The sequence below is a fragment of the Sinorhizobium saheli genome (genome assembly GCF_001651875.1).
GTDB lineage: Bacteria > Pseudomonadota > Alphaproteobacteria > Rhizobiales > Rhizobiaceae > Sinorhizobium > Sinorhizobium saheli.
Genome location: NZ_LNQB01000073.1, coordinates 362,669 through 380,288, shown reverse-complemented (window position 1 = coordinate 380,288; position 17,620 = coordinate 362,669). Strand labels below are relative to the sequence as shown.

Here is a 17,620-nt window from a genome sequence, read left to right as displayed (position 1 = left end):
AAGATTCCCCTTGTCGCTTTGTCGCAGGCGACCGGTATTCGTAGCTAACCACTTGAAATAACACACGAAAATTGTACACGATGAAGGTGCTCGCATGCCTTGACTATGCGGGTGCCTAAAACTATGTTGCGCCCGACTTCAAATGGGGCCGAAACGTGGCTTGAACGCCGGCCGTTTGTATGACCGAGATCGCGTTCTAGACCGCGTGGGGCTGCAAAGGGGAGCCATGTGACGGAGAAGCCGGAAGACAGTCTTGAAGCGCGGTTGAAGCGCCTTGGCAAGGACATCGAGTCGAAGCGGCAGGATGTCTCGGAAGAGGTGGAGCTTCGCGGTGCGGAAAGCCGCAAAGGCTACGCCGAGGCGATGAAGCTTTCGAGCGAATTCATCGCCGGAATCGTGGTCGGGGCATTTCTGGGCTATCTTTTGGACCACTTTGCGGGTACAGGGCCGTGGGGCATGATCGTCCTCCTGCTTCTCGGGTTCTGTGCCGGTGTTTTGAACGTGCTGCGTTCTGCCGGTCTGGTGGCGACACCCGGTCCGCGGAGAGACGGCGCTGGGAAAGACAAGAAGGACGAGGGCGGCGCCTGAGGTGTCGTCCGGACGAACACGGTTTCCGCTTGCGGGCGGGCAGAACGAAAGAGAAGCGCGGTGTCAAACGATCCGACCCACCAGTTCCTGGTCAACAAGATTGTCCCGATCGAGATTGGCGGAATTGACTTTTCCTTCACCAACGCGTCGCTGTTCATGGTCGCGACCGTCGGTGCCGCCGCCGGCTTCCTCTATTTGACGACCTCGCAGCGCGGCCTGATCCCGACGCGCATGCAGTCCGTCTCGGAAATGTCCTATGAATTCATCGCGTCGATGCTGCGCGAAGGGGCGGGCAATCACGGGATGAAGTTCTTCCCGATGGTCTTCTCGCTGTTCATGTTCGTCCTGACGGCGAATCTGCTCGGCATGTTCCCCTATTTTTTCACGGTCACGGCCCAGATCATCGTGACCTTCGCGCTCGCGGTCTTCGTGGTCGGTACGGTCGTCCTCTATGGCTTCTACAAGCATGGCCTCGGCTTCCTGAAGCTCTTCGTGCCGCATGGCGTGCCGGGCGCGCTCCTGCCGCTGGTGGTGACGATCGAAATCATCTCTTTCCTTTCTCGCCCGATCAGCCTCTCGGTTCGTCTCTTCGCCAACATGCTGGCCGGCCATATCACGCTGAAGGTCTTCGCGGGCTTCGTCGCCTCGCTCAGCGCTTTTGGTGCGCTCGGCATCGGCGGCGCGGTTCTGCCGCTCCTCATGACCGTCGCTCTTACCGGTCTTGAATTCCTGGTCGCCTTCCTCCAGGCCTATGTCTTTGCGGTGCTGACCTGCATGTACCTCAACGACGCCGTCCACCCGGGAAGCCACTAAGAAACAACAGTCGCTCGCGTCCCGTCGGCCAGCCGCCGGGCGCGCAAATCCTAAGCCGCAACACCATTCGAAGGAGTCAATTATGGAAGCGGAAGCAGCAAAGTTCCTCGGCGCAGGTCTCGCATGCCTTGGTATGGCCGGCACGGCTCTCGGCCTCGGCAATATCTTCGGCAACTATCTCGCCGGCGCTCTGCGCAATCCGTCGGCTGCTGACGGCCAGTTCGGCCGCCTCGTCTTCGGCTTCGCCGTTACGGAAGCTCTCGGCATCTTCTCGCTGCTCGTAGCGCTTCTCCTCCTCTTCGCCGTCTAATATCGGCTGAAGCTTTCGGCCGCGGCCCTCCGGGTCGCGGCCGCGCATTTTCTTGCACCTGGAGGTGAGCATGTTTGTGACCGCGGCCTATGCCCAGCAGTCAACCACCACCGAAGGCAACGAAGCACACGATGCCGCTACGGCCGGTGAGGTGCACACCGAAACGGGTGTGGCCCACGAAGGCGAGCATGGCTCCGGCGTGTTTCCGCCCTTCGATTCTTCCCATTTCGCATCGCAGGTCCTCTGGCTTGCGATCACGTTCGGCCTTTTCTACGTCCTGATGTCGAAGGTCATCATTCCGCGCATCGGTGGCATCCTTGAAACGCGCCATGACCGGATCGCGCAGGATCTCGACGAAGCTTCCCGTCTCAAGGGCGAGGCCGACGCCGCCATCGCCTCCTACGAGCAGGAACTGGCGAACGCCAGGGCCAAGGGCCATTCGATCGCCGACACCGCCCGCGAAGCAGCCAAGACGAAAGCCAGCGCCGACCGCGCCGGTGTCGAGGCCGAGCTCGCGAAGAAGATCACCGCCGCCGAGGCGCGCATTGCCGAGATCAAGTCCAAGGCGCTCGCCGATGTCGGCGCGATCGCCGAGGAAACGGCGACCGCTGTCGTCCAGCAACTGATCGGCGGCAACGTCACCAAAGCCGAGATCGCAGCCGCGGTCAAAGCCTCGGCCGACAACTGAGGAGCGGAAAATCATGGCTCTTGATGCGACTTTCTACGCCCTCGTCGGCTTGATCCTATTCTTTGCCATCATTGCCTACCTCAAGGTTCCGGGCATGATCGGCAAGGCGCTTGACGCCCGAGCCGAGAAGATCGGCAATGAACTGGCCGAAGCCAAGCGCCTGCGCGAGGAAGCGCAGAGCCTGGTTGCCGAGTACCAGCGCAAGCGCAAAGATGCCGAGGCGGAAGCCGCGAGCATCGTCGCTGCAGCCCAGCGCGAGGCGGAAATGCTGACCGCCGAAGCCAAGCAGAAGACCGAGGAATATGTCGCGCGCCGCACGGCACTTTCCGAGCAGAAGATCAAGCAGGCGGAGAGCGACGCCATCAACGCCGTTCGCGCCGCCGCCGTCGACCTCGCAATCAGCGCCGCCGAGAAGGTGCTGGCAAGCAAGGCCGATGCAAGCGCACAGGAAGCGCTCTTCAAGAAGGCGCTCGGCGAGGTCAAGTCGCGCCTCAACTAGTTCCAGGTCCATTGCTCATCGACCATCGGAAAGCTCCGCCCCGGCGGAGCTTTTTTGTTGCATCATTGATGATTTGGCGGCGGTGCTGTGCACGCCCGCACCCGAGGTGAGGGGACGGAGGCGGTGCGGCGTGCCCCTTCTCCCCGCCTGCGGACGTGGAGAAGGTCCCGGCAGGGGGATGACGGGCATTGGGCCCAGCTACGCTCGGTGCGGTCAGACCTGGCGGAAGGGGCGGAAACTCATGCGATGAAGCGAGCAGGGGCCATGGCTGTCGATGGCGACCCGGTGCCGCTCGGTCGCATAGCCGGCATGGAGCGCGAAGCCGTAGGCGGGAAAGGTGGCGTCGGCGCGGGCCATCATGCGGTCGCGGGTCACCTTGGCGACGATCGATGCGGCGGCGATCGAGACGGAGCGCGAATCGCCCTTGACGATCGCCTTGCCGTGGCAGGAGAGCCCGGGCGGCAGGTCGCGGCCGTCGACGAGTACGAAGCCTGCTGCGGTCGCAAGCCCGTGGACGGCGCGACGCATCGCATCGAGGCTCGCCTTGAGGATGTCGGTCGTGTCGATGCGCGTCGCCGAAGAGGACGCGATCGACACCGTCGCCGTCGCGAGGATTTCGGCGAAGAGCGCCTCGCGCTGGTCCGGGCGCAAGAGCTTGCTGTCGTTGAGACCGGCGGGAACGGCGTCGGGGTCGAGGATGACAGCCGCGGCGACGACCGGACCGGCGAGCGGTCCGCGCCCCGCCTCATCCGCTCCGGCGACCGGCCAGAAGCCGTCCCGCCGTGCGGACAGTTCGAAGCTGAAGTCCGGAACGGGCGGATCAAGGGAGAAAAGGGGGGAATCGGGCAGCTTGCGACGTGACATGGGCGGACCATCGCATATGCGCCCGATTCCCTTCAAGCCCCTCGGTATCGGTGCGGCGGTCACCGAGGGGAAACCAGCTCCATCCCGAGGCAAAGGATGTGCTGGAACCGAATTGTCTGCGGCCGCACCGCATCCGCTGGCGGTAGAAATCGCCTTCGCCGCCGGCGGCGAACCGGACCCGTCGGCTGCGACTGGAAGCGCGCCTGCCGCTTCATGCGGAACGCACTTGGATGGTCCGCCGTCAACCACAGGCGCATTGCCCGATCAGAGCAGCGAAAGTTGAACGCCCATTCCAAGCGGAGGCACGAAAAGATCACCCCGCAATTGCCGGCGCGTCAGGTTGAGGCCGAGCCGCTTCGCGGCGAGTTCGAAGCGACGGCCGATCTGCCAGGCATAGGGGCCGCTTCCCTTCATCCGCCTGCCGAACTCGGCATCGTAGTCCTTGCCGCCGCGCATGGAGCGGATGAGCGACATGACGTGCCGATAGCGGTCCGGATAGTTCCGCAGAAGCCAGTCGCGGAAGAGCGGGCTCACCTCCAAGGGCAGCCGCAAGAGCACGTAGCTCGCTTCCGAGGCGCCCGCCGTCTTCGCCGAATCGAGCACGCGCTCGATCTCGTGATCGTTGAGGGCCGGGATGATCGGCGCAACCAGGACGCCGGCCGGAATGCCGGCCTCGGAGATCAGGCGTATCGCTTCGAGCCGCTTGGTCGGTGTCGACGCCCGCGGCTCCATGGTGCGCGCCAGCTTGCGATCGAGCGTCGTGACCGAAATGCCGACCCGGGCCAGCCCCTTTTCCGCCATCGGGGCGAGCAGGTCGATGTCGCGGGTCACCATGGCCGATTTCGTGACGATCATCACCGGATGGTTGGCGGCCTTCAGCACCTCCAGGATCTCGCGCATGATCCGCCATTCCTTTTCGATCGGCTGGTAGGGATCGGTATTGGTGCCGATGGCGATTGGCCGGACCTTGTAGTCGGGTCTCGCCAGTTCGCGCTCGAGCAAGCGAGGCGCATCCGGCTTGGCGAAGAGCTTGGATTCGAAGTCGAGTCCTGCCGACAGGCCCATATAGGCGTGGGTGGGGCGCGCGAAACAATAGATGCAGCCGTGTTCGCAGCCACGATAGGGGTTGATCGAACGGTCGAAGGAAATATCGGGGGATTCGTTGCGCGTGATGACCGCCCTCGGCTTCTCGACCTGCACCTCCGTCTTGAATGGCGGCAGTTCCTCGATCGTCTGCCAACCGTCGTCAAAAGCTTCGCGCGTCCGCGGCTCGAAGCGCCCCGACATATTGAGGCCGGCGCCGCGGCCGCGGCGGCGATCGATTTCGATCCGGATGCCGCTTCCCTGGACGATGGCTTCGGCCATGTCGGCGTTGTTGCCGGGCGCAAAGGCGCCCTGCCTGAGTTGAGACAGCTCGTTCATCGGAATCTCCCGGGAGTCGATCTTCGACTCCGTTGGTACTGACTATTTTCCTATCGCAGTACGGAGAACAAAGCAAGAACAAAAATCAACGCAAGCGGCATCGCGAGTGGCCGAAGGACCGGCGCAGCAAGCGTGTAGTATTTTGCGCTGCAATGCGGTAGGAACGGCTATGCTGACGATCATCATGGAAACCAGGGACAACGAAGTGGAGCTTGCACAAACGCTCTCCGTGCTCGTCGCCGGCGCCGTGGAGGGGCTCGTCAGCGATGTCATCATCCTTGATCACGGGTCGACCGACGGCTCCCCCCATATTGCGGATGCGGCCGGCTGCCGCTTCTGCGTCGATTGGGACCTCGGCGAGATCGTCCGCTCGGCGCGCGGTGACTGGCTGATGTTTCTGGAGCCGGGTGCTCGTCCGATCGGGCGCTGGGTGGATGAACTGGCGGAATACGTATCGCTCAACGACAATCCGGCGCGGTTTTCTCCCTCGCGCCTGCACAAGCGCCCGCTTCTCAAGCGGCTGTCGCGCCCGGCGCCACTGGAGGCCGGGTTCCTGATGCGAAAGCGGGATGCGGTTGCGGTCGCGCGGAGCGACATGCGGCTCAGCGATATGACCAATGGTCGGGCCGTCCGCAAGCTCGCGACCGAGCTCGTTCCGGCCTGGGTCGCCGCCGGCAATCGCGCCGTCGGAGAGCGGCTCTAGGCCGGTCCCCAGCATCGGCCCAGAGCACGATCCCCGAAGCAAGAAGGGGCGTACCTTTGCGGTACCCCCAGGTGCCTCTCAAATGACCTTGCTTGTGAAATGTCTTGCCATGCATGCCCCCCTTTCCGAATGGGCAGCATGTAATATGCGTTGCCTCCCGCCCTTTATGGCTGGGAAGAGGCGTCCATGCTTCGCTCGAAACGGCTAACCGGTGCCTGCCTTGCCCGCTTCGAGCGAAGCTGACCACTATAATCTAGCGGGTTCATCTCGCCCTGGCTGTTCCGAATGGAACACGACAAATCGTCAGTTGCGCTTGACTGCGTGCTGGCTCCAACCGCCTGGTTGGGTACGACGACAGGTGGCGACCTTCGCGCGGCTGACTGCGGCCGACAGTACGAGCGGACGCCGCAGTGCTGTTGCGATACTTGCGCGGCTGGAGCGGGACGCACTCACTTGCGTTCGCGCCACAGCTCCATCTTTTTGTTGCCGAATTTGTGCGACGTCAGGTGACCCCACCCGACTGCAAAATGCTCTAAGAAGAGCTGCCGCGTCGGAGGTGCTCGTCGAGCCGCGGCATGATCTCGACGAAATTGCAGGGCATGTGCCTGTAGTCGAGTTGCTGCTTCAGTATGCCGTCCCAGGCATCCTTGCAGGCGCCGGGCGATCCCGGCAGGACGAAGATGAAAGTGGCATTGGCGACGCCGCCCGTGGCGCGCGACTGGATCGTCGACGTACCGATCTTGTCGTAGGAGATGCGGTGGAACACTTCGGAGAAGCCGTCCATGCGCTTTTCGAAAAGCGGCTCCAGTGCCTCCGGCGTCACGTCGCGGCCCGTGAATCCGGTGCCGCCGGTGGTGATGACCACGTCGATCGCCTCATCGAGCGTCCAGGCACTGACCTGATCGTAGATCTTCTGGCGGTCGTCCGGAACGATGGCGCGCGCCTCGAGCCGGTGGCCGGCTTCGCGGATGCGGGCCTCGAGGGTGTCGCCGGATTTGTCATCCGCGAGCGTGCGTGTGTCGGAGACCGTGAGCACGGCGATGCCGACGGGAATGAAGGTTCGTGCTTCGTCGATGCCGGGCATCTCGGGATTATCCTCTCTTTCCTGCGGATCGCGTCGCCTGAACGTACCATTTGGGATGCGCGGCGGAAATGCTCTCGGCGGCAGACGCGGCGCTTGCATCGTCATCGAACAGCCCGAAGCAGGTCGCGCCCGAGCCGGACATCCGGACGAGCGCGGCGCCCGCGGCCGTCAACGCGGCCGATGTGTCTGCGATCATCGGCTCGAGGGCGCGCGCCGGCGGCTCCAGGTCGTTGCGCATGGCGGCGATCGCCGCCAGCCAGTCGTCCGTGAAGCCTGCGCATTCCGGCAAGGCAAGCGGCGGGTTGTCCTTCTTGACGAGCCTCCGGAAGATCATTGGGGTGGAGACGGGGGCGAGCGGATTGACGAGCACCATTGCGAAGGATGGCAGGTCGGGCAGGGGGGTGATCTCCTCGCCGATCCCCTTTGCCAGCAGCGGGCGGCTCTCGAGACACATCGGAACGTCGGCACCGAGCGCGAGCGCGAGACGCCGGAGCCTTGCCGGCGCCAACGAGGCGCCCCAGAGCATCAGCAGTCCGCCAAGCGTCGCGGCCGCGTCTGCCGAGCCGCCGCCAATTCCCGAGGCGGCCGGCAGGTTCTTTTCGAGGTGCAGGTGAACGGGCCCGGCGGTCGCGCCCTCAAAAGTGAGCTCATGCCGCAAGAGGTCGCGGGCGCTCAGCACGAGATTGCCGCCTTTGCCGCCGGAAAGCGGCACATCGGCCGCAAAGCGGCCCGACAGCGTGAAGCGGTCGGCATCCGCCGGTTCGAGACCAATGCGGTCGCCGCAACCGGCAAAGGTGACGAGGCTCTCCAGAAGATGATGGCCATCGGCACGCTGGCCGACGACGTGCAGCGCCAGATTGATCTTCGCCGGCGCCGCAACGGTCAGCGCGAAACCCGGAATGCCGTCCGCCTGCATGCTGAAATCAGGACTTCTTGCCCGGTGCCGCCTGCGGGTCGACTTTCTTCGGCAGCCCTTCCTTGGCATCCGCCGCGGCCGGGACCTGCGGCTTGAGCGGCGGCAGGCCGTTTTCGATCTTCGCCTTGATTTTCGGAATTTCCGTTTCCTCGGGCTTCAGTTCGAGTGTCTGGTTCCACTGGAACACCGCCTCGAGCTTGCGTCCGACCCGCCAATAGGCGTCGCCCAGGTGATCGTTGATCGTCGCGTCGCCGGCCATCAGCTCCGCCGCACGCTCGAGCTCGACCACCGCCTCGTCGAACCGGCCCATGCGGAAATAGGCCCAGCCGAGCGAGTCGACGATATAGCCGTCGTCCGGCTTCAGCTCGACCGCCTTGCGGATCATGTCGAGGCCCTCTTCGAGCTTTATGTTCATGTCGACCCAGGAGTAGCCGAGATAGTTGAGCACCTGCGGCTGGTTAGGATTGAGCTCCAGGGCCTTCAGAAAGTTCGGCTCCGCCTTCTCCCACATCTTCTGCCGTTCATAGGCGATGCCGCGCTGGAAGAACACCGTCCAGTCGCTGCGCTTCGGCACCGGGCCGATCGCCTCGACCGCGCGGTCGTAAAGCTCGCCCATCTCCTTGTAGTCCTTGGCATCGGAAAGCACGGTGCCATAGGCAAGATAGTTGCGGATGTTCTTGGGATCGACCTCGATCAGCGCCTTCAGATGCTTCTTGGCCTCGTCGACCTTGCCGATATCGGCAAGGCTGAGCCCGAGCTGAAGTTCGGAAAGGCGGCGCATCGGCGAATCTTCCGGTACGCTCTTGTAGAGCGCGATGGCCTCTTCCGTCTTCTTCAGGTTTTCGGCGATGCCGCCGAGCATCACCAGGATGTCGGCGCTTTCCGGGTCGAGCCGGCGCGCCGTCTGCAGATAGAGCGAGACGATGTCCTCGGCGCCCTCGCGATTGAGCGCGCCGCCGACCGAGAAGAGCACGGCAGCGGCACCCTGGACGGCGGTGCGCACCTGCTGTTCCTGCGGCTTGCCTTCCTCGATGCTCTTTCTCAGCGCCTCGAGCGGCGTGTAATTGTTGACGAGGTTCTCGCCGACGGCAATCGTATCCAGGGCCTTCTGCTTGTTGCCTTCCCGCGCCTCGAAGCGGGCCAGCGCCTCGACAGCCCGCATGAAGGTGTCGGGCGCCGCGCTGCCGCCTTCGCGGTCGAGGATGGCATCATTCAGCCTGCTGCGCGCGGTCGTCTTGTCACCGGCCGCAAGCGCGATCGCTCCGGCATGATAGTTCTTGAAAACCCGGAACCACTCCGGGCCCTCCAGCGCCTTGATCTGCGCCAGCGCCTCCTTCGGACGGCCCTGGCCGAACTTGGCCCAGGCGGAGAGCAGCGTGCTCATCATCCGGTCGAGGTCGTTCGGGCCTTTATAGTCCAACAGCCGCTGGGCATTGCGGTATTCGCGCTTGCGGATCGCCTCGATGGCGCGGACGACCGTTGTGATCCGCTCGACCGCCGGATCGGATTTCAGGTCCTCGGCGATCTTGACGCCCTCATCGAACTTGCCGCTCATCAGGAGCGTGATCATCAGCCGCTGCTTGACGTCGTTGTTGTCGGGCTCGAACTTGAGCGCGATCCGATAGAGCTCCGTTGCCGTGGCGAAGTCGCGATCGACGTCCGCGGTGCGCGCGGCAAGGAAGGCGCCGGCAAACGTATTCACTTTCCTGGCGTCGAAAGGCTTGGCGTCCTCGACAGGTGCTTTCTCCTCGGCAAGGACTGCATGGCCGCCCGCCACCGACGCGAGGACGAGCATCGCCGCGCCGCTGAGAAGGCGAAGGATTGTATTCTGCCGCATATCAAACCTTTCATCGCCGGCGGTCCGACTGGCGGAGCCACCGCTGGTTGGTCCGGAATCGATTGGAAATCGCTGGACGCAAATCTTAAAGAATAGAATGGCTTTTTTGGCGCGGCGCGGCAAGAAATTCCTAAAGCCGGAGCTCACCCGCCGCCCGGCCCTCAGCTCACGCGGTCGATGCAGAAATCGATCACCTCGATCAGTGCCGATTTCCAGGGCGAGGCGGGCAGCGGCGCGAGCGCGTCGCGCGCGATCGTGCCGTAATGCTGGGCGCGCGCGATCGTGTCCGTCAGTCCGCCGTAGCGGCGGATGAGGCCAAGCGCCTTGTCGAGATTGGCCGCATCGCTCGCGCCGCCCTCGATCGCCTCGCGCCAGAACGCCCGGTCCTCCGGCGTGCCGCGGCGATAGGAGAGAATGACCGGCAGCGTGATCTTGCCCTCGCGGAAATCGTCGCCGACATTCTTGCCGAGTTCGCTCGACGAACCGCCATAGTCGAGGACGTCGTCGACCAATTGGAAGGCGAGGCCGAGATTCGTGCCGTAGGACTTCAGCGCGTTGCGATCGGCCTTGCCGGCGCCCGCAACGATCGGCCCGACCTCGGAGGCGGCGGCGAAGAGGGCCGCGGTCTTGGCGCGGATGACCTCCAGATAATCGTCCTCGGTCGTCTCCATGTTCTTGGCGACGGAAAGCTGCAGGACCTCGCCTTCGGCGATCACCGAAGCGGCGGTCGAAAGCACGTCGAGCGCATCGAGCGAGCCGACATCGACCATCATCCGGAAGGCCTGGCCGAGCAGGAAATCGCCGACGAGCACGCTCGCCTGGTTGCCCCAGATCGTCCGCGCCGTCGACTTGCCGCGCCTCAGGTCGCTCTCGTCGACCACGTCGTCGTGGAGGAGCGTCGCCGTGTGCATGAACTCGACGCTGGTCGCAAGCTTGATATGGCCGTCTCCCTCGTAGCCGAACATCGAGGCGGCAGCGAGCGTCAGCATCGGCCTCAGCCGCTTCCCGCCTGACGAAATCAGGTGATTGGCGACTTCCGGAATCATCTGGACGTCGGAGCCTGCCTTGGAAAGAATGAGCTGGTTGACCCGCTCCATGTCGGACAAGGTCAGGTCGACAAGCGGCTTCACCGACGCCTGTTTGTTTTTATTGTCTTCCAGCGGTATCACTACGCCCAAGGCCCGGACTCCTGTTTCACTTGGTTTCGACAATAGAAATTGGGGCATCGGGCGGCAAGAGGCGATTTGTCCCGCCCGCTGGAAATTGAAACGGGAAATTCAAGCCGGATGAAGGAACTGATCCGCACCAACGACGCCGTCCTCCTCTCCTTCGCCGCAAGCCTGATGAAGGACGCGGGCATTGCCTGCCTGATCGCCGACCAGGACATGAGCATCCTCGAAGGCTCGCTCGGCCTTCTGCCGCGGCGCTTCCTCGTTGCCGAGGACGACGCGGACCGGGCGCGCCGCATTCTCGTCGATGCCGGCCTGGAACGGGAACTGCGGCAATGAAGCCCGCTCTTTTCAGCGCATGACGGAAGCGACGATGACAGCAACGCCGGAGACCGTGGACGCGTTCCATCGCGGCAGGTTCCACCTGATCCAGCCGCTCGGCCGCGGGCATCGCTCCGGCATGGATGCGATGCTGCTCGCCTCCCTCGTTGCCTGCAGCGGCCGGTGCCGCGTCGCCGATCTCGGCGCCGGTGCCGGCGCCGCCGGCATGGCCGTCGCCGCGCGGATCGAGGAGGCGGAGGTGCTTCTCGTCGAGCGCTCGCCGATCATGGCGGACTTCGCCCGCCGCAGCCTTGCCCTGCCGGAAAACGCCCATTTTGCGTCCCGCGTCGCGGTGCTCGAGGCCGATGTTGCGCTGAACGGCAAGGCGCGGGCCGCCGCCGGGCTTCCGGACGATGCCTTCGACCACGTGATCATGAACCCGCCGTTCAACGATGCCGCCGACCGCAGGACGCCGGACAGCCTCAAGGCCGAGGCCCATGCGATGAGCGACGACCTTTTCGAGACCTGGATCAAGACGGCCGGGGCCATCATGAAGCCGGGCGGCCAGCTCTCGCTGATCGCCCGGCCGGAATCGATCGCCGAGATCATCGCCGCCTGCGGCCGCCGCTTCGGCGGTATCGAGATCACGCCGCTCCTGCCGCGGGCCGGCGAGAATGCGGTGCGGATTCTCGTCACCGCGATCAAGCAGAGCCGCAAGCGGCTGGCGCTGCGCGCGCCGCTCGTCATGCATGGCGAGGGAAGCCACCGTTTCTGCCCTGAGGTCGACGATCTCAACAATGGCCGCACGGCCTATCATCGCCGATGATCGACGGGCGACGATTAACGGCAGGCACGGCATTGCGTTTGCGGCGCCAATGCATACATGCACAGACGAATTCGTGAGCGGGCAGGAGTGGAAATGGCCGGGTTCTTGAAAAAGCTGATGCCGAGGCGGTTCCGCCGGGATGGAGTGACGATTCCGGCGGTCAGGCTGCACGGCACGATCATGGCCGGCGGCGGCCAGTTCCGCCCGGTTCTCAACCTTGCGACCGTGGCGCCGCTTCTCGAAAAGGCCTTCTCGGTGAAGGAAGCTCCGGCGGTGGCGATTTCCGTCAATTCGCCCGGCGGCTCGCCGGTGCAGTCCCGGCTGATCTACCAGCGCATCCGCGATCTTGCGTCTGAGAAGAAGAAGCGCGTGCTGATCTTCGTCGAGGACGTGGCCGCGTCCGGCGGCTACATGATCGCGCTTGCCGGTGACGAGATCATTGCCGATCCGACCTCAATCGTCGGCTCGATCGGCGTCGTTTCGGGCGGTTTCGGCTTTCCGGAGCTCCTGAAGAAGATCGGCGTCGAACGCCGGGTCTACACGGCGGGCGAAAACAAGGTGGTGCTCGATCCGTTCCAGCCGGAAAAGCAGCGTGACGTCGAGTTCCTGAAGAGCCTGCAGCTCGAGATTCACGACACGTTCATCCAGATGGTCAAGGCGCGGCGCGGCTCGCTGCTGGCAGACGATCCGGACATTTTCACCGGACTGTTCTGGACGGGACGGCGCGGCCAGCAGCTCGGCCTCGTCGACGGTCTCGGCGACATGCGCGGCGAGGTGAGGAAGCGCTACGGCGACAAGGCTCGGCTCGAATTGATCCAGCCGGCGCGCAGCCTCTTCGGGCGGCGCCAGCCCGGCGCCGCGGTGGCCGGCGAAATCGCAACGCCCCTGGTTGCAGCCGCGGCCGCGGGCCTTATGGAGGCGATCGAGGAAAGGGCGCTTTGGTCGCGTTTCGGACTCTGAAGCGGCTCGCCGATCGCACGGTGGTTTCGGGCGGCGTTTTCGGGCGGCGGTCGCCAGCCTCTGGTCAGACGGGCGAGGTCGCTGTAACACTTCGAGGCACTGCATCTCCTCGCCGAAATCCAGGTCTGCTGCGAGGAGCCGCAGAGGAGGAACCATGCCGCAGATCATCCTGCTCCTGATCGTCGCCCTCATCGCCTGGCTCGGCTACCGCAAGTTCATCGCCGATGCCGAGCGGGTGACGCGCCAGCGCGAGCGCCTGCGCCGGGAGCGCGAGACCGGCGCCGACGGCACGCTCGTTAAGGATCCGAAAACGGGAGAATACCGCCTCAAGCGCGACGACGAATGAGGAGGGTGGACCCGGCCCGGCCGGGCAAGGCGCTTGACCCTTTCCTTGCGGCGTGGCACCTGTCCGGCAAAATCGCAAGAATTCGGACTTGGATCCCATGACGACCGCATCCCTCCCGGACCACATGAACCCGAAGCGCTCCTTTCAGGCCCTGATCCTGACGCTGCACAACTATTGGGCCGACAAGGGCTGCGCCGTGCTCCAGCCCTACGACATGGAGGTCGGTGCCGGCACGTTCCACCCGGCGACGACGCTGAGGGCGCTCGGGCCAAAGCCCTGGCGCGCGGCCTATGTCCAGCCTTCGCGCCGTCCGACCGACGGCCGCTACGGCGAGAACCCGAACCGTCTGCAGCATTACTATCAGTATCAGGTGATCCTGAAGCCGAATCCGTCCAACCTGCAGGAGCTCTATCTCGGCTCGCTCGAGGCGATCGGCCTCGACCCGCTGTTGCACGACATCCGCTTCGTCGAGGACGACTGGGAAAGCCCGACGCTCGGCGCCTGGGGGCTCGGATGGGAATGCTGGTGCGACGGCATGGAAGTCTCCCAGTTCACCTATTTCCAGCAGGTCTGCGGCATCGAATGCTCGCCCGTTTCGGGCGAACTCACCTATGGTCTCGAGCGCCTGGCCATGTATGTCCAGGGCGTCGACAATGTCTACGACCTGAACTTCAACGGCCGCGAGGGCGCCGAAAGGATCACCTATGGCGACGTCTTCCTGCAGGCCGAGCAGGAATATTCGCGGCACAACTTCGAATATGCGAATACCGCGATGCTGCACCAGCATTTCATCGACGCGGAGAAGGAGTGCATGGCGCTGCTCGCCGCCGGCGCGCCCGGCGACGCCAGCAACGACCGCCTGCACAGATGCGTCCTGCCCGCCTATGACCAGTGCATCAAGGCGAGCCACGTCTTCAATCTCCTGGATGCGCGCGGCGTCATTTCCGTAACGGAGCGCCAGAGCTACATCCTGCGCGTGCGGACGCTCGCGAAGGCCTGCGGCGAAGCTTTCCTGCTCACGGATGCGGGCGGCGCCAACTGGACAAAGGACGCGGCGTGATTACGAGACGAGGCTGATCGCCCGTCCACATGGCAGGGTGGCGGGCCGCTTTGCCGACCCTTGCGCGCCGGCAGGCAAGGCGCCGTGGTCAGGGCAGAAAAGCTCGCCCCCATCGAGCCGTAACATCGGTTCCAATGCCAGTGACGCGCCCTTCGACAACTCGCCGGCATAGATTTGCAAGGCGCGGCGGACGCCGCTCGGCCTCTCGACCGGTGCCGCGCTCGCATGGGCGGCGAAGAGCGCCGTAAAGGCGACGACGTTGACGAGAGTGGCGAGCGCGCTCATGGCCCTGGCTTCGTGCTGCGGTTGTTCGATGCTTTGAGTATCGATCACCGACGGCCCGCGCGCCGTTACCGGCGGAACAGCCTGGCGTCCTGAGCGGGCCGCATGAAAATTTCCAGCAAGGCAGCGATTCCGTTCGGGTTGGAATCCCAAACCGTAAGCCTGCGGCCGTTCGTCCGTTTCCTGCAGAAATGCCTGGAATGGTGCGGGAAATGCGTGCTTTTCGCCCTTGCGCCCGGTATCTCGGACGGGGAGACGGTGCTAATGTCCGGCGGGTTCTGAAGGAGGGATTCCATGATCGGGCTGGCAATCGGGGTCGCCGTGATCCTCTATCTCATTTTCGTCTATAACGGTCTCGTGAAGGCAAGGCAGGTGGCCGCGGAGGCCTGGTCTGGCATCGACGTGCAGTTGAAACGGCGCGCCGATCTCATTCCCAATCTGGTCGAGACGGTGAAGGGCTATGCGGCGCACGAGAAGTCGACCCTCGAGGAGGTCGTCGCCTTGCGCAATCGGGCGCAATCGGTGCCGGAAGGCGATGTCGCGGCTCGCGCGGCCGTCGAAGGCGCGTTGTCGCAGGCGCTCGGCCGCGTCTTTGCGCTTGCGGAAGCCTATCCGGACTTGAAGGCCAACGAGAATTTCGCCGAACTGCAGCGGTCGCTGGAGACGATCGAAGGCGAACTCCAGATGTCGCGGCGCTATTACAACGGTGCGGCGCGTGATCTCAATGTCAGGGTCGAGAGCTTTCCGTCCAACCTGATCGCCAACGCCTTCCGCTTCGCCAGGGCAAGCTATTTCGAGATCACCAACGAGGCCGATCGCGCGGTGCCGTCAGTCAAGTTCTAGAGCATTTTGCGGTCGCGACATGCCAATTCAAATGCATGTCGCTTGGGCAGCGGTTTGGGGTGACGACATGTGGGATGCAAAGGCGCGCTCAAGGGGAAAGGCGGCGATGCGGCCGTTCGCGGCGCTTGTTTCCGTGCTCTTCGTCCTCGCCATGCCGCTTGTCGCGGCGGCGGAGGAGTTCATCTCGTCGTTTCATTCGGTCATCGAGGTCGCCAAGGACGGCACGTTGACGGTGACCGAGACGATCACCGCGAATGTCGAAGGGAACCGGATCCGGCGCGGCATCTATCGCGATTTCCCGCTGACCTTCACCGACGCGCACGGTCGGCGAAGCCGGGTGGATTTCAATCTCGTTTCCGTCGAACGCGACGGCGAGGAGGAGGAGCATCGCACGGAATCGATCGACGGCGGCATCCGCGTCTATACCGGCAGCGCCGACGTTTTCCTGCCGCGCGGCGAGCACACTTTTCAGATCACCTACGAGACAAGCCGGCAGATACGCTTCTTCGACGATCATGACGAGATCTACTGGAACGTGACCGGAACCGAATGGATCTTCCCGATCGAGGAGGCAACGGCGACCGTGACCTTGCCGGAGGGGGTCAAGGCGCAGGCGCTCGACGTCTTCACCGGCGGCTACGGTGCCACCGGCAAGGATGCGCGGGCGGTCGAGGAGGGCGGCGAGATCTTCTTCGCCACCACGCGCCGGCTGCGCCCTCAGGAAGGGCTGACCATCGCGATCATGCTGCCCAAAGGCAGCATCGAGCCGCCGACGGCGTCGCAGGAAAACATCTGGTGGCTGCGCGACCATCTGGCGCTGGCGATTGCCGGCGCCGGCCTCGTCGTCGTCACGCTCTATTACGGGCGCGCCTGGGGGCGTGTCGGTCGTGATCCCGCCCGCGGCGTCATGGTGCCGCGCTGGGACCCGCCGGACGGCATCTCGCCCGCGCTCGTCAACTATATCGATAACAAGGGTTTCTCCGGCGAAGGCTGGACGGCGTTGTCGGCGACCATGCTCAACCTCGCGGTCAAGGGCCATGTCGTCCTCGACGATCTGAAGAATGCCATCATTGTCACCGCGACCGGCAAGGGCGGCGAGAAGCTCCCGACCGGCGAGGCGATGGTGATGAAGGCGGTCGAGGCCGCCGGCGGCAAGCTCAGGATCGACCGGGCGAACGGCAAGACGGTCGCGGCCGCGGGGTCGAGCTTCCGCAGCGCGATGGAGCGCGAACATCGCGGCAAATACTATCGCGCCAACACCGGCTACATTATCGGCGGCCTCCTGCTGTCGATCGCCGCCGTCGCGGCGCTGCTGATCTTCGGCGATCTTGCCGAGGAAAGCATTCCGTTCGTCATCGTCCCGGTCTTCTTCGCCGTCTTCGCTTCCATCTTCGCCGTGTCCTTCGGCAAATCGGTCGGGCGCGGCTCGAGCCTCAAGCGTCGCATCCTGTCGATCGTGGTCCTGGCCGCGATCGGCTTCGTCCTCTTCACGGTCTTTTCGAGCGTCGTCGCCGTGCTCCTCTTCTCGGCAACCGAGCCTGACGACCTGCCGCTCCTTTTCGCGATCGGCGGCATCGCGCTCGTCAACGTCCTGTTCTTCTATCTGATGGGAGCGCCGACGCCGCTCGGCACGCGCATGATGGATGGGATCGACGGGCTCCGGCAATATATGACGCTCGCGGAAGAGGAGCGGCTGAACATGCAGGGCGCGCCGAAAATGTCGCCCCGGCATTTCGAGACCCTGCTGCCCTATGCCGTCGCCCTCGGTGTCGAACGGCCCTGGACCGAGACCTTCGAGCGCTGGCTTGTCGCCGCCTCGGCGGGCGCGGCGGCGGCAGCCTACCAGCCGAACTGGTACCACGGCGATTCCTTCGGTCCCGGTTCCTTCACCGACACGATCGGCGGATTTGCCGAGTCCATGGCCGGCACCATCACCTCCTCATTGCCGCCGCCGCCCAAGAGCTCGTCTTCGGGCTTCTCCTCCGGCGGCGGCTTTTCCGGCGGCGGCGGTGGGGGCGGCGGCGGTGGGGGCTGGTGAGCGCCCAATTTCCTCGCCGGACTTGATGACATTTTCGCCAGAGCTTGCTAA

General features: G+C 64.4%; 20 protein-coding genes. 13 read left to right on the top strand and 7 right to left on the bottom strand.

All coding sequences use genetic code 11. The features are described from left to right. Positions 1-228: 228 nt before the first annotated feature. The 5 genes from ATB98_RS15230 to ATB98_RS15210 all read left to right on the top strand — a co-directional run bounded on the left by ATB98_RS15230 (position 229) and on the right by ATB98_RS15210 (position 2,898). On the top strand, positions 229-588 hold the full coding sequence (locus ATB98_RS15230) for an AtpZ/AtpI family protein (protein WP_066875077.1): 360 nt from the start codon (positions 229-231) through the stop codon (positions 586-588). 60 nt (positions 589-648) lie between these two features. Next, positions 649-1,401 (top strand): F0F1 ATP synthase subunit A, encoded by a 753-nt coding sequence (locus ATB98_RS15225; protein ID WP_066875075.1) that lies wholly within the window; start codon positions 649-651, stop codon positions 1,399-1,401. Between the two features lie 82 nt (positions 1,402-1,483). Further along, the gene (locus ATB98_RS15220) at positions 1,484-1,711 is read left to right on the top strand and encodes a F0F1 ATP synthase subunit C (RefSeq protein WP_066875073.1); all 228 of its coding nucleotides are present in this window, start codon (positions 1,484-1,486) and stop codon (positions 1,709-1,711) included. 70 nt (positions 1,712-1,781) lie between these two features. Continuing rightward, the gene (locus ATB98_RS15215; RefSeq protein WP_066875071.1) at positions 1,782-2,399 is read left to right on the top strand and encodes a F0F1 ATP synthase subunit B; all 618 of its coding nucleotides are present in this window, start codon (positions 1,782-1,784) and stop codon (positions 2,397-2,399) included. A 13-nt stretch (positions 2,400-2,412) separates the two neighbouring features. Then, positions 2,413-2,898, top strand: coding sequence for a F0F1 ATP synthase subunit B (locus ATB98_RS15210; RefSeq protein WP_066875069.1), 486 nt, complete (start codon positions 2,413-2,415; stop codon positions 2,896-2,898). 213 nt (positions 2,899-3,111) lie between these two features. On the opposite strand, the gene ATB98_RS15205 is transcribed toward ATB98_RS15210, so the two are convergent. Continuing rightward, positions 3,112-3,762: a ribonuclease HII gene (locus tag ATB98_RS15205; RefSeq protein ID WP_066875067.1), complete on the bottom strand. Its 651-nt coding sequence runs from the start codon at positions 3,760-3,762 to the stop codon at positions 3,112-3,114. Positions 3,763-4,026: 264 nt separating this feature from the next. Next, the gene (locus tag ATB98_RS15200; RefSeq protein WP_066875065.1) at positions 4,027-5,184 is read right to left on the bottom strand and encodes a PA0069 family radical SAM protein; all 1,158 of its coding nucleotides are present in this window, start codon (positions 5,182-5,184) and stop codon (positions 4,027-4,029) included. Positions 5,185-5,353: 169 nt separating this feature from the next. Between ATB98_RS15200 and ATB98_RS15195 the strand changes: the two genes are divergently transcribed. Continuing rightward, positions 5,354-5,887, top strand: coding sequence for a glycosyltransferase family protein (locus ATB98_RS15195; protein WP_066875063.1), 534 nt, complete (start codon positions 5,354-5,356; stop codon positions 5,885-5,887). A gap of 532 nt (positions 5,888-6,419) precedes the next feature. On the opposite strand, the gene moaB is transcribed toward ATB98_RS15195, so the two are convergent. From moaB to ATB98_RS15175, 4 genes are all read right to left on the bottom strand, one after another. Continuing rightward, positions 6,420-6,971 carry a molybdenum cofactor biosynthesis protein B gene (moaB, locus tag ATB98_RS15190; RefSeq protein WP_066875061.1) on the bottom strand — a complete coding sequence of 184 codons (552 nt, stop codon included), beginning with the start codon at positions 6,969-6,971 and terminating at the stop codon, positions 6,420-6,422. Positions 6,972-6,978: 7 nt separating this feature from the next. Next, a complete protein-coding gene (locus ATB98_RS15185; RefSeq protein ID WP_066875059.1) occupies positions 6,979-7,887 on the bottom strand; it encodes a 4-(cytidine 5'-diphospho)-2-C-methyl-D-erythritol kinase in 909 nt (302 codons plus the stop codon). A gap of 7 nt (positions 7,888-7,894) precedes the next feature. Beyond that, the gene (locus tag ATB98_RS15180; RefSeq protein WP_066875057.1) at positions 7,895-9,724 is read right to left on the bottom strand and encodes a tetratricopeptide repeat protein; all 1,830 of its coding nucleotides are present in this window, start codon (positions 9,722-9,724) and stop codon (positions 7,895-7,897) included. Between the two features lie 161 nt (positions 9,725-9,885). Beyond that, positions 9,886-10,902 carry a polyprenyl synthetase family protein gene (locus ATB98_RS15175; protein ID WP_066875055.1) on the bottom strand — a complete coding sequence of 339 codons (1,017 nt, stop codon included), beginning with the start codon at positions 10,900-10,902 and terminating at the stop codon, positions 9,886-9,888. A 108-nt stretch (positions 10,903-11,010) separates the two neighbouring features. Between ATB98_RS15175 and ATB98_RS15170 the strand changes: the two genes are divergently transcribed. The 5 genes from ATB98_RS15170 (at position 11,011) to ATB98_RS15150 (ending at position 14,406) form a co-directional block, all read left to right on the top strand. Then, positions 11,011-11,232 carry a putative signal transducing protein gene (locus ATB98_RS15170; protein WP_066875053.1) on the top strand — a complete coding sequence of 74 codons (222 nt, stop codon included), beginning with the start codon at positions 11,011-11,013 and terminating at the stop codon, positions 11,230-11,232. A gap of 34 nt (positions 11,233-11,266) precedes the next feature. Then, entirely contained in the window at positions 11,267-12,040 is a 774-nt protein-coding gene (locus tag ATB98_RS15165) for a tRNA1(Val) (adenine(37)-N6)-methyltransferase (protein ID WP_066875592.1), read from the top strand. A 93-nt stretch (positions 12,041-12,133) separates the two neighbouring features. Further along, complete coding sequence (locus ATB98_RS15160; protein WP_066875051.1) at positions 12,134-13,000, top strand: S49 family peptidase; 867 nt, start codon at positions 12,134-12,136, stop codon at positions 12,998-13,000. A gap of 154 nt (positions 13,001-13,154) precedes the next feature. Further along, positions 13,155-13,346, top strand: coding sequence for a hypothetical protein (locus ATB98_RS15155; RefSeq protein WP_066875049.1), 192 nt, complete (start codon positions 13,155-13,157; stop codon positions 13,344-13,346). A 97-nt stretch (positions 13,347-13,443) separates the two neighbouring features. Further along, positions 13,444-14,406 (top strand): glycine--tRNA ligase subunit alpha, encoded by a 963-nt coding sequence (locus ATB98_RS15150; RefSeq protein ID WP_066875047.1) that lies wholly within the window; start codon positions 13,444-13,446, stop codon positions 14,404-14,406. On the opposite strand, the gene ATB98_RS15145 is transcribed toward ATB98_RS15150, so the two are convergent. Then, positions 14,407-14,691 carry a hypothetical protein gene (locus tag ATB98_RS15145; protein WP_066875045.1) on the bottom strand — a complete coding sequence of 95 codons (285 nt, stop codon included), beginning with the start codon at positions 14,689-14,691 and terminating at the stop codon, positions 14,407-14,409. A gap of 291 nt (positions 14,692-14,982) precedes the next feature. Between ATB98_RS15145 and ATB98_RS15140 the strand changes: the two genes are divergently transcribed. Together ATB98_RS15140 and ATB98_RS15135 are read left to right on the top strand one after the other, a co-directional pair. Beyond that, positions 14,983-15,531, top strand: a complete 549-nt coding sequence (locus ATB98_RS15140; protein WP_066875044.1) for a LemA family protein — start codon at positions 14,983-14,985, stop codon at positions 15,529-15,531. Between the two features lie 106 nt (positions 15,532-15,637). Continuing rightward, positions 15,638-17,569 carry a DUF2207 domain-containing protein gene (locus ATB98_RS15135; RefSeq protein WP_066875042.1) on the top strand — a complete coding sequence of 644 codons (1,932 nt, stop codon included), beginning with the start codon at positions 15,638-15,640 and terminating at the stop codon, positions 17,567-17,569. Positions 17,570-17,620: the final 51 nt, after the last annotated feature.

Bases quoted from the DNA above. Each gene is read 5' to 3' on its own strand.
- ATB98_RS15220 (WP_066875073.1), top strand. From the start codon at position 1,484: ATGGAAGCGGAAGCAGCAAAGTTCCTCGGCGCAGGTCTCGCATGCCTT.
- ATB98_RS15215 (WP_066875071.1), top strand. From the start codon at position 1,782: ATGTTTGTGACCGCGGCCTATGCCCAGCAGTCAACCACCACCGAAGGC.
- ATB98_RS15210 (WP_066875069.1), top strand. From the start codon at position 2,413: ATGGCTCTTGATGCGACTTTCTACGCCCTCGTCGGCTTGATCCTATTC.
- ATB98_RS15205 (WP_066875067.1), bottom strand. From the start codon at position 3,762: ATGTCACGTCGCAAGCTGCCCGATTCCCCCCTTTTCTCCCTTGATCCG.
- ATB98_RS15200 (WP_066875065.1), bottom strand. From the start codon at position 5,184: ATGAACGAGCTGTCTCAACTCAGGCAGGGCGCCTTTGCGCCCGGCAAC.
- ATB98_RS15195 (WP_066875063.1), top strand. From the start codon at position 5,354: ATGCTGACGATCATCATGGAAACCAGGGACAACGAAGTGGAGCTTGCA.
- moaB (WP_066875061.1), bottom strand. From the start codon at position 6,971: ATGCCCGGCATCGACGAAGCACGAACCTTCATTCCCGTCGGCATCGCC.
- ATB98_RS15185 (WP_066875059.1), bottom strand. From the start codon at position 7,887: ATGCAGGCGGACGGCATTCCGGGTTTCGCGCTGACCGTTGCGGCGCCG.
- ATB98_RS15180 (WP_066875057.1), bottom strand. From the start codon at position 9,724: ATGCGGCAGAATACAATCCTTCGCCTTCTCAGCGGCGCGGCGATGCTC.
- ATB98_RS15170 (WP_066875053.1), top strand. From the start codon at position 11,011: ATGAAGGAACTGATCCGCACCAACGACGCCGTCCTCCTCTCCTTCGCC.
- ATB98_RS15165 (WP_066875592.1), top strand. From the start codon at position 11,267: ATGACAGCAACGCCGGAGACCGTGGACGCGTTCCATCGCGGCAGGTTC.
- ATB98_RS15160 (WP_066875051.1), top strand. From the start codon at position 12,134: ATGGCCGGGTTCTTGAAAAAGCTGATGCCGAGGCGGTTCCGCCGGGAT.
- ATB98_RS15155 (WP_066875049.1), top strand. From the start codon at position 13,155: ATGCCGCAGATCATCCTGCTCCTGATCGTCGCCCTCATCGCCTGGCTC.
- ATB98_RS15150 (WP_066875047.1), top strand. From the start codon at position 13,444: ATGACGACCGCATCCCTCCCGGACCACATGAACCCGAAGCGCTCCTTT.
- ATB98_RS15145 (WP_066875045.1), bottom strand. From the start codon at position 14,691: ATGAGCGCGCTCGCCACTCTCGTCAACGTCGTCGCCTTTACGGCGCTC.
- ATB98_RS15140 (WP_066875044.1), top strand. From the start codon at position 14,983: ATGATCGGGCTGGCAATCGGGGTCGCCGTGATCCTCTATCTCATTTTC.
- ATB98_RS15135 (WP_066875042.1), top strand. From the start codon at position 15,638: ATGCGGCCGTTCGCGGCGCTTGTTTCCGTGCTCTTCGTCCTCGCCATG.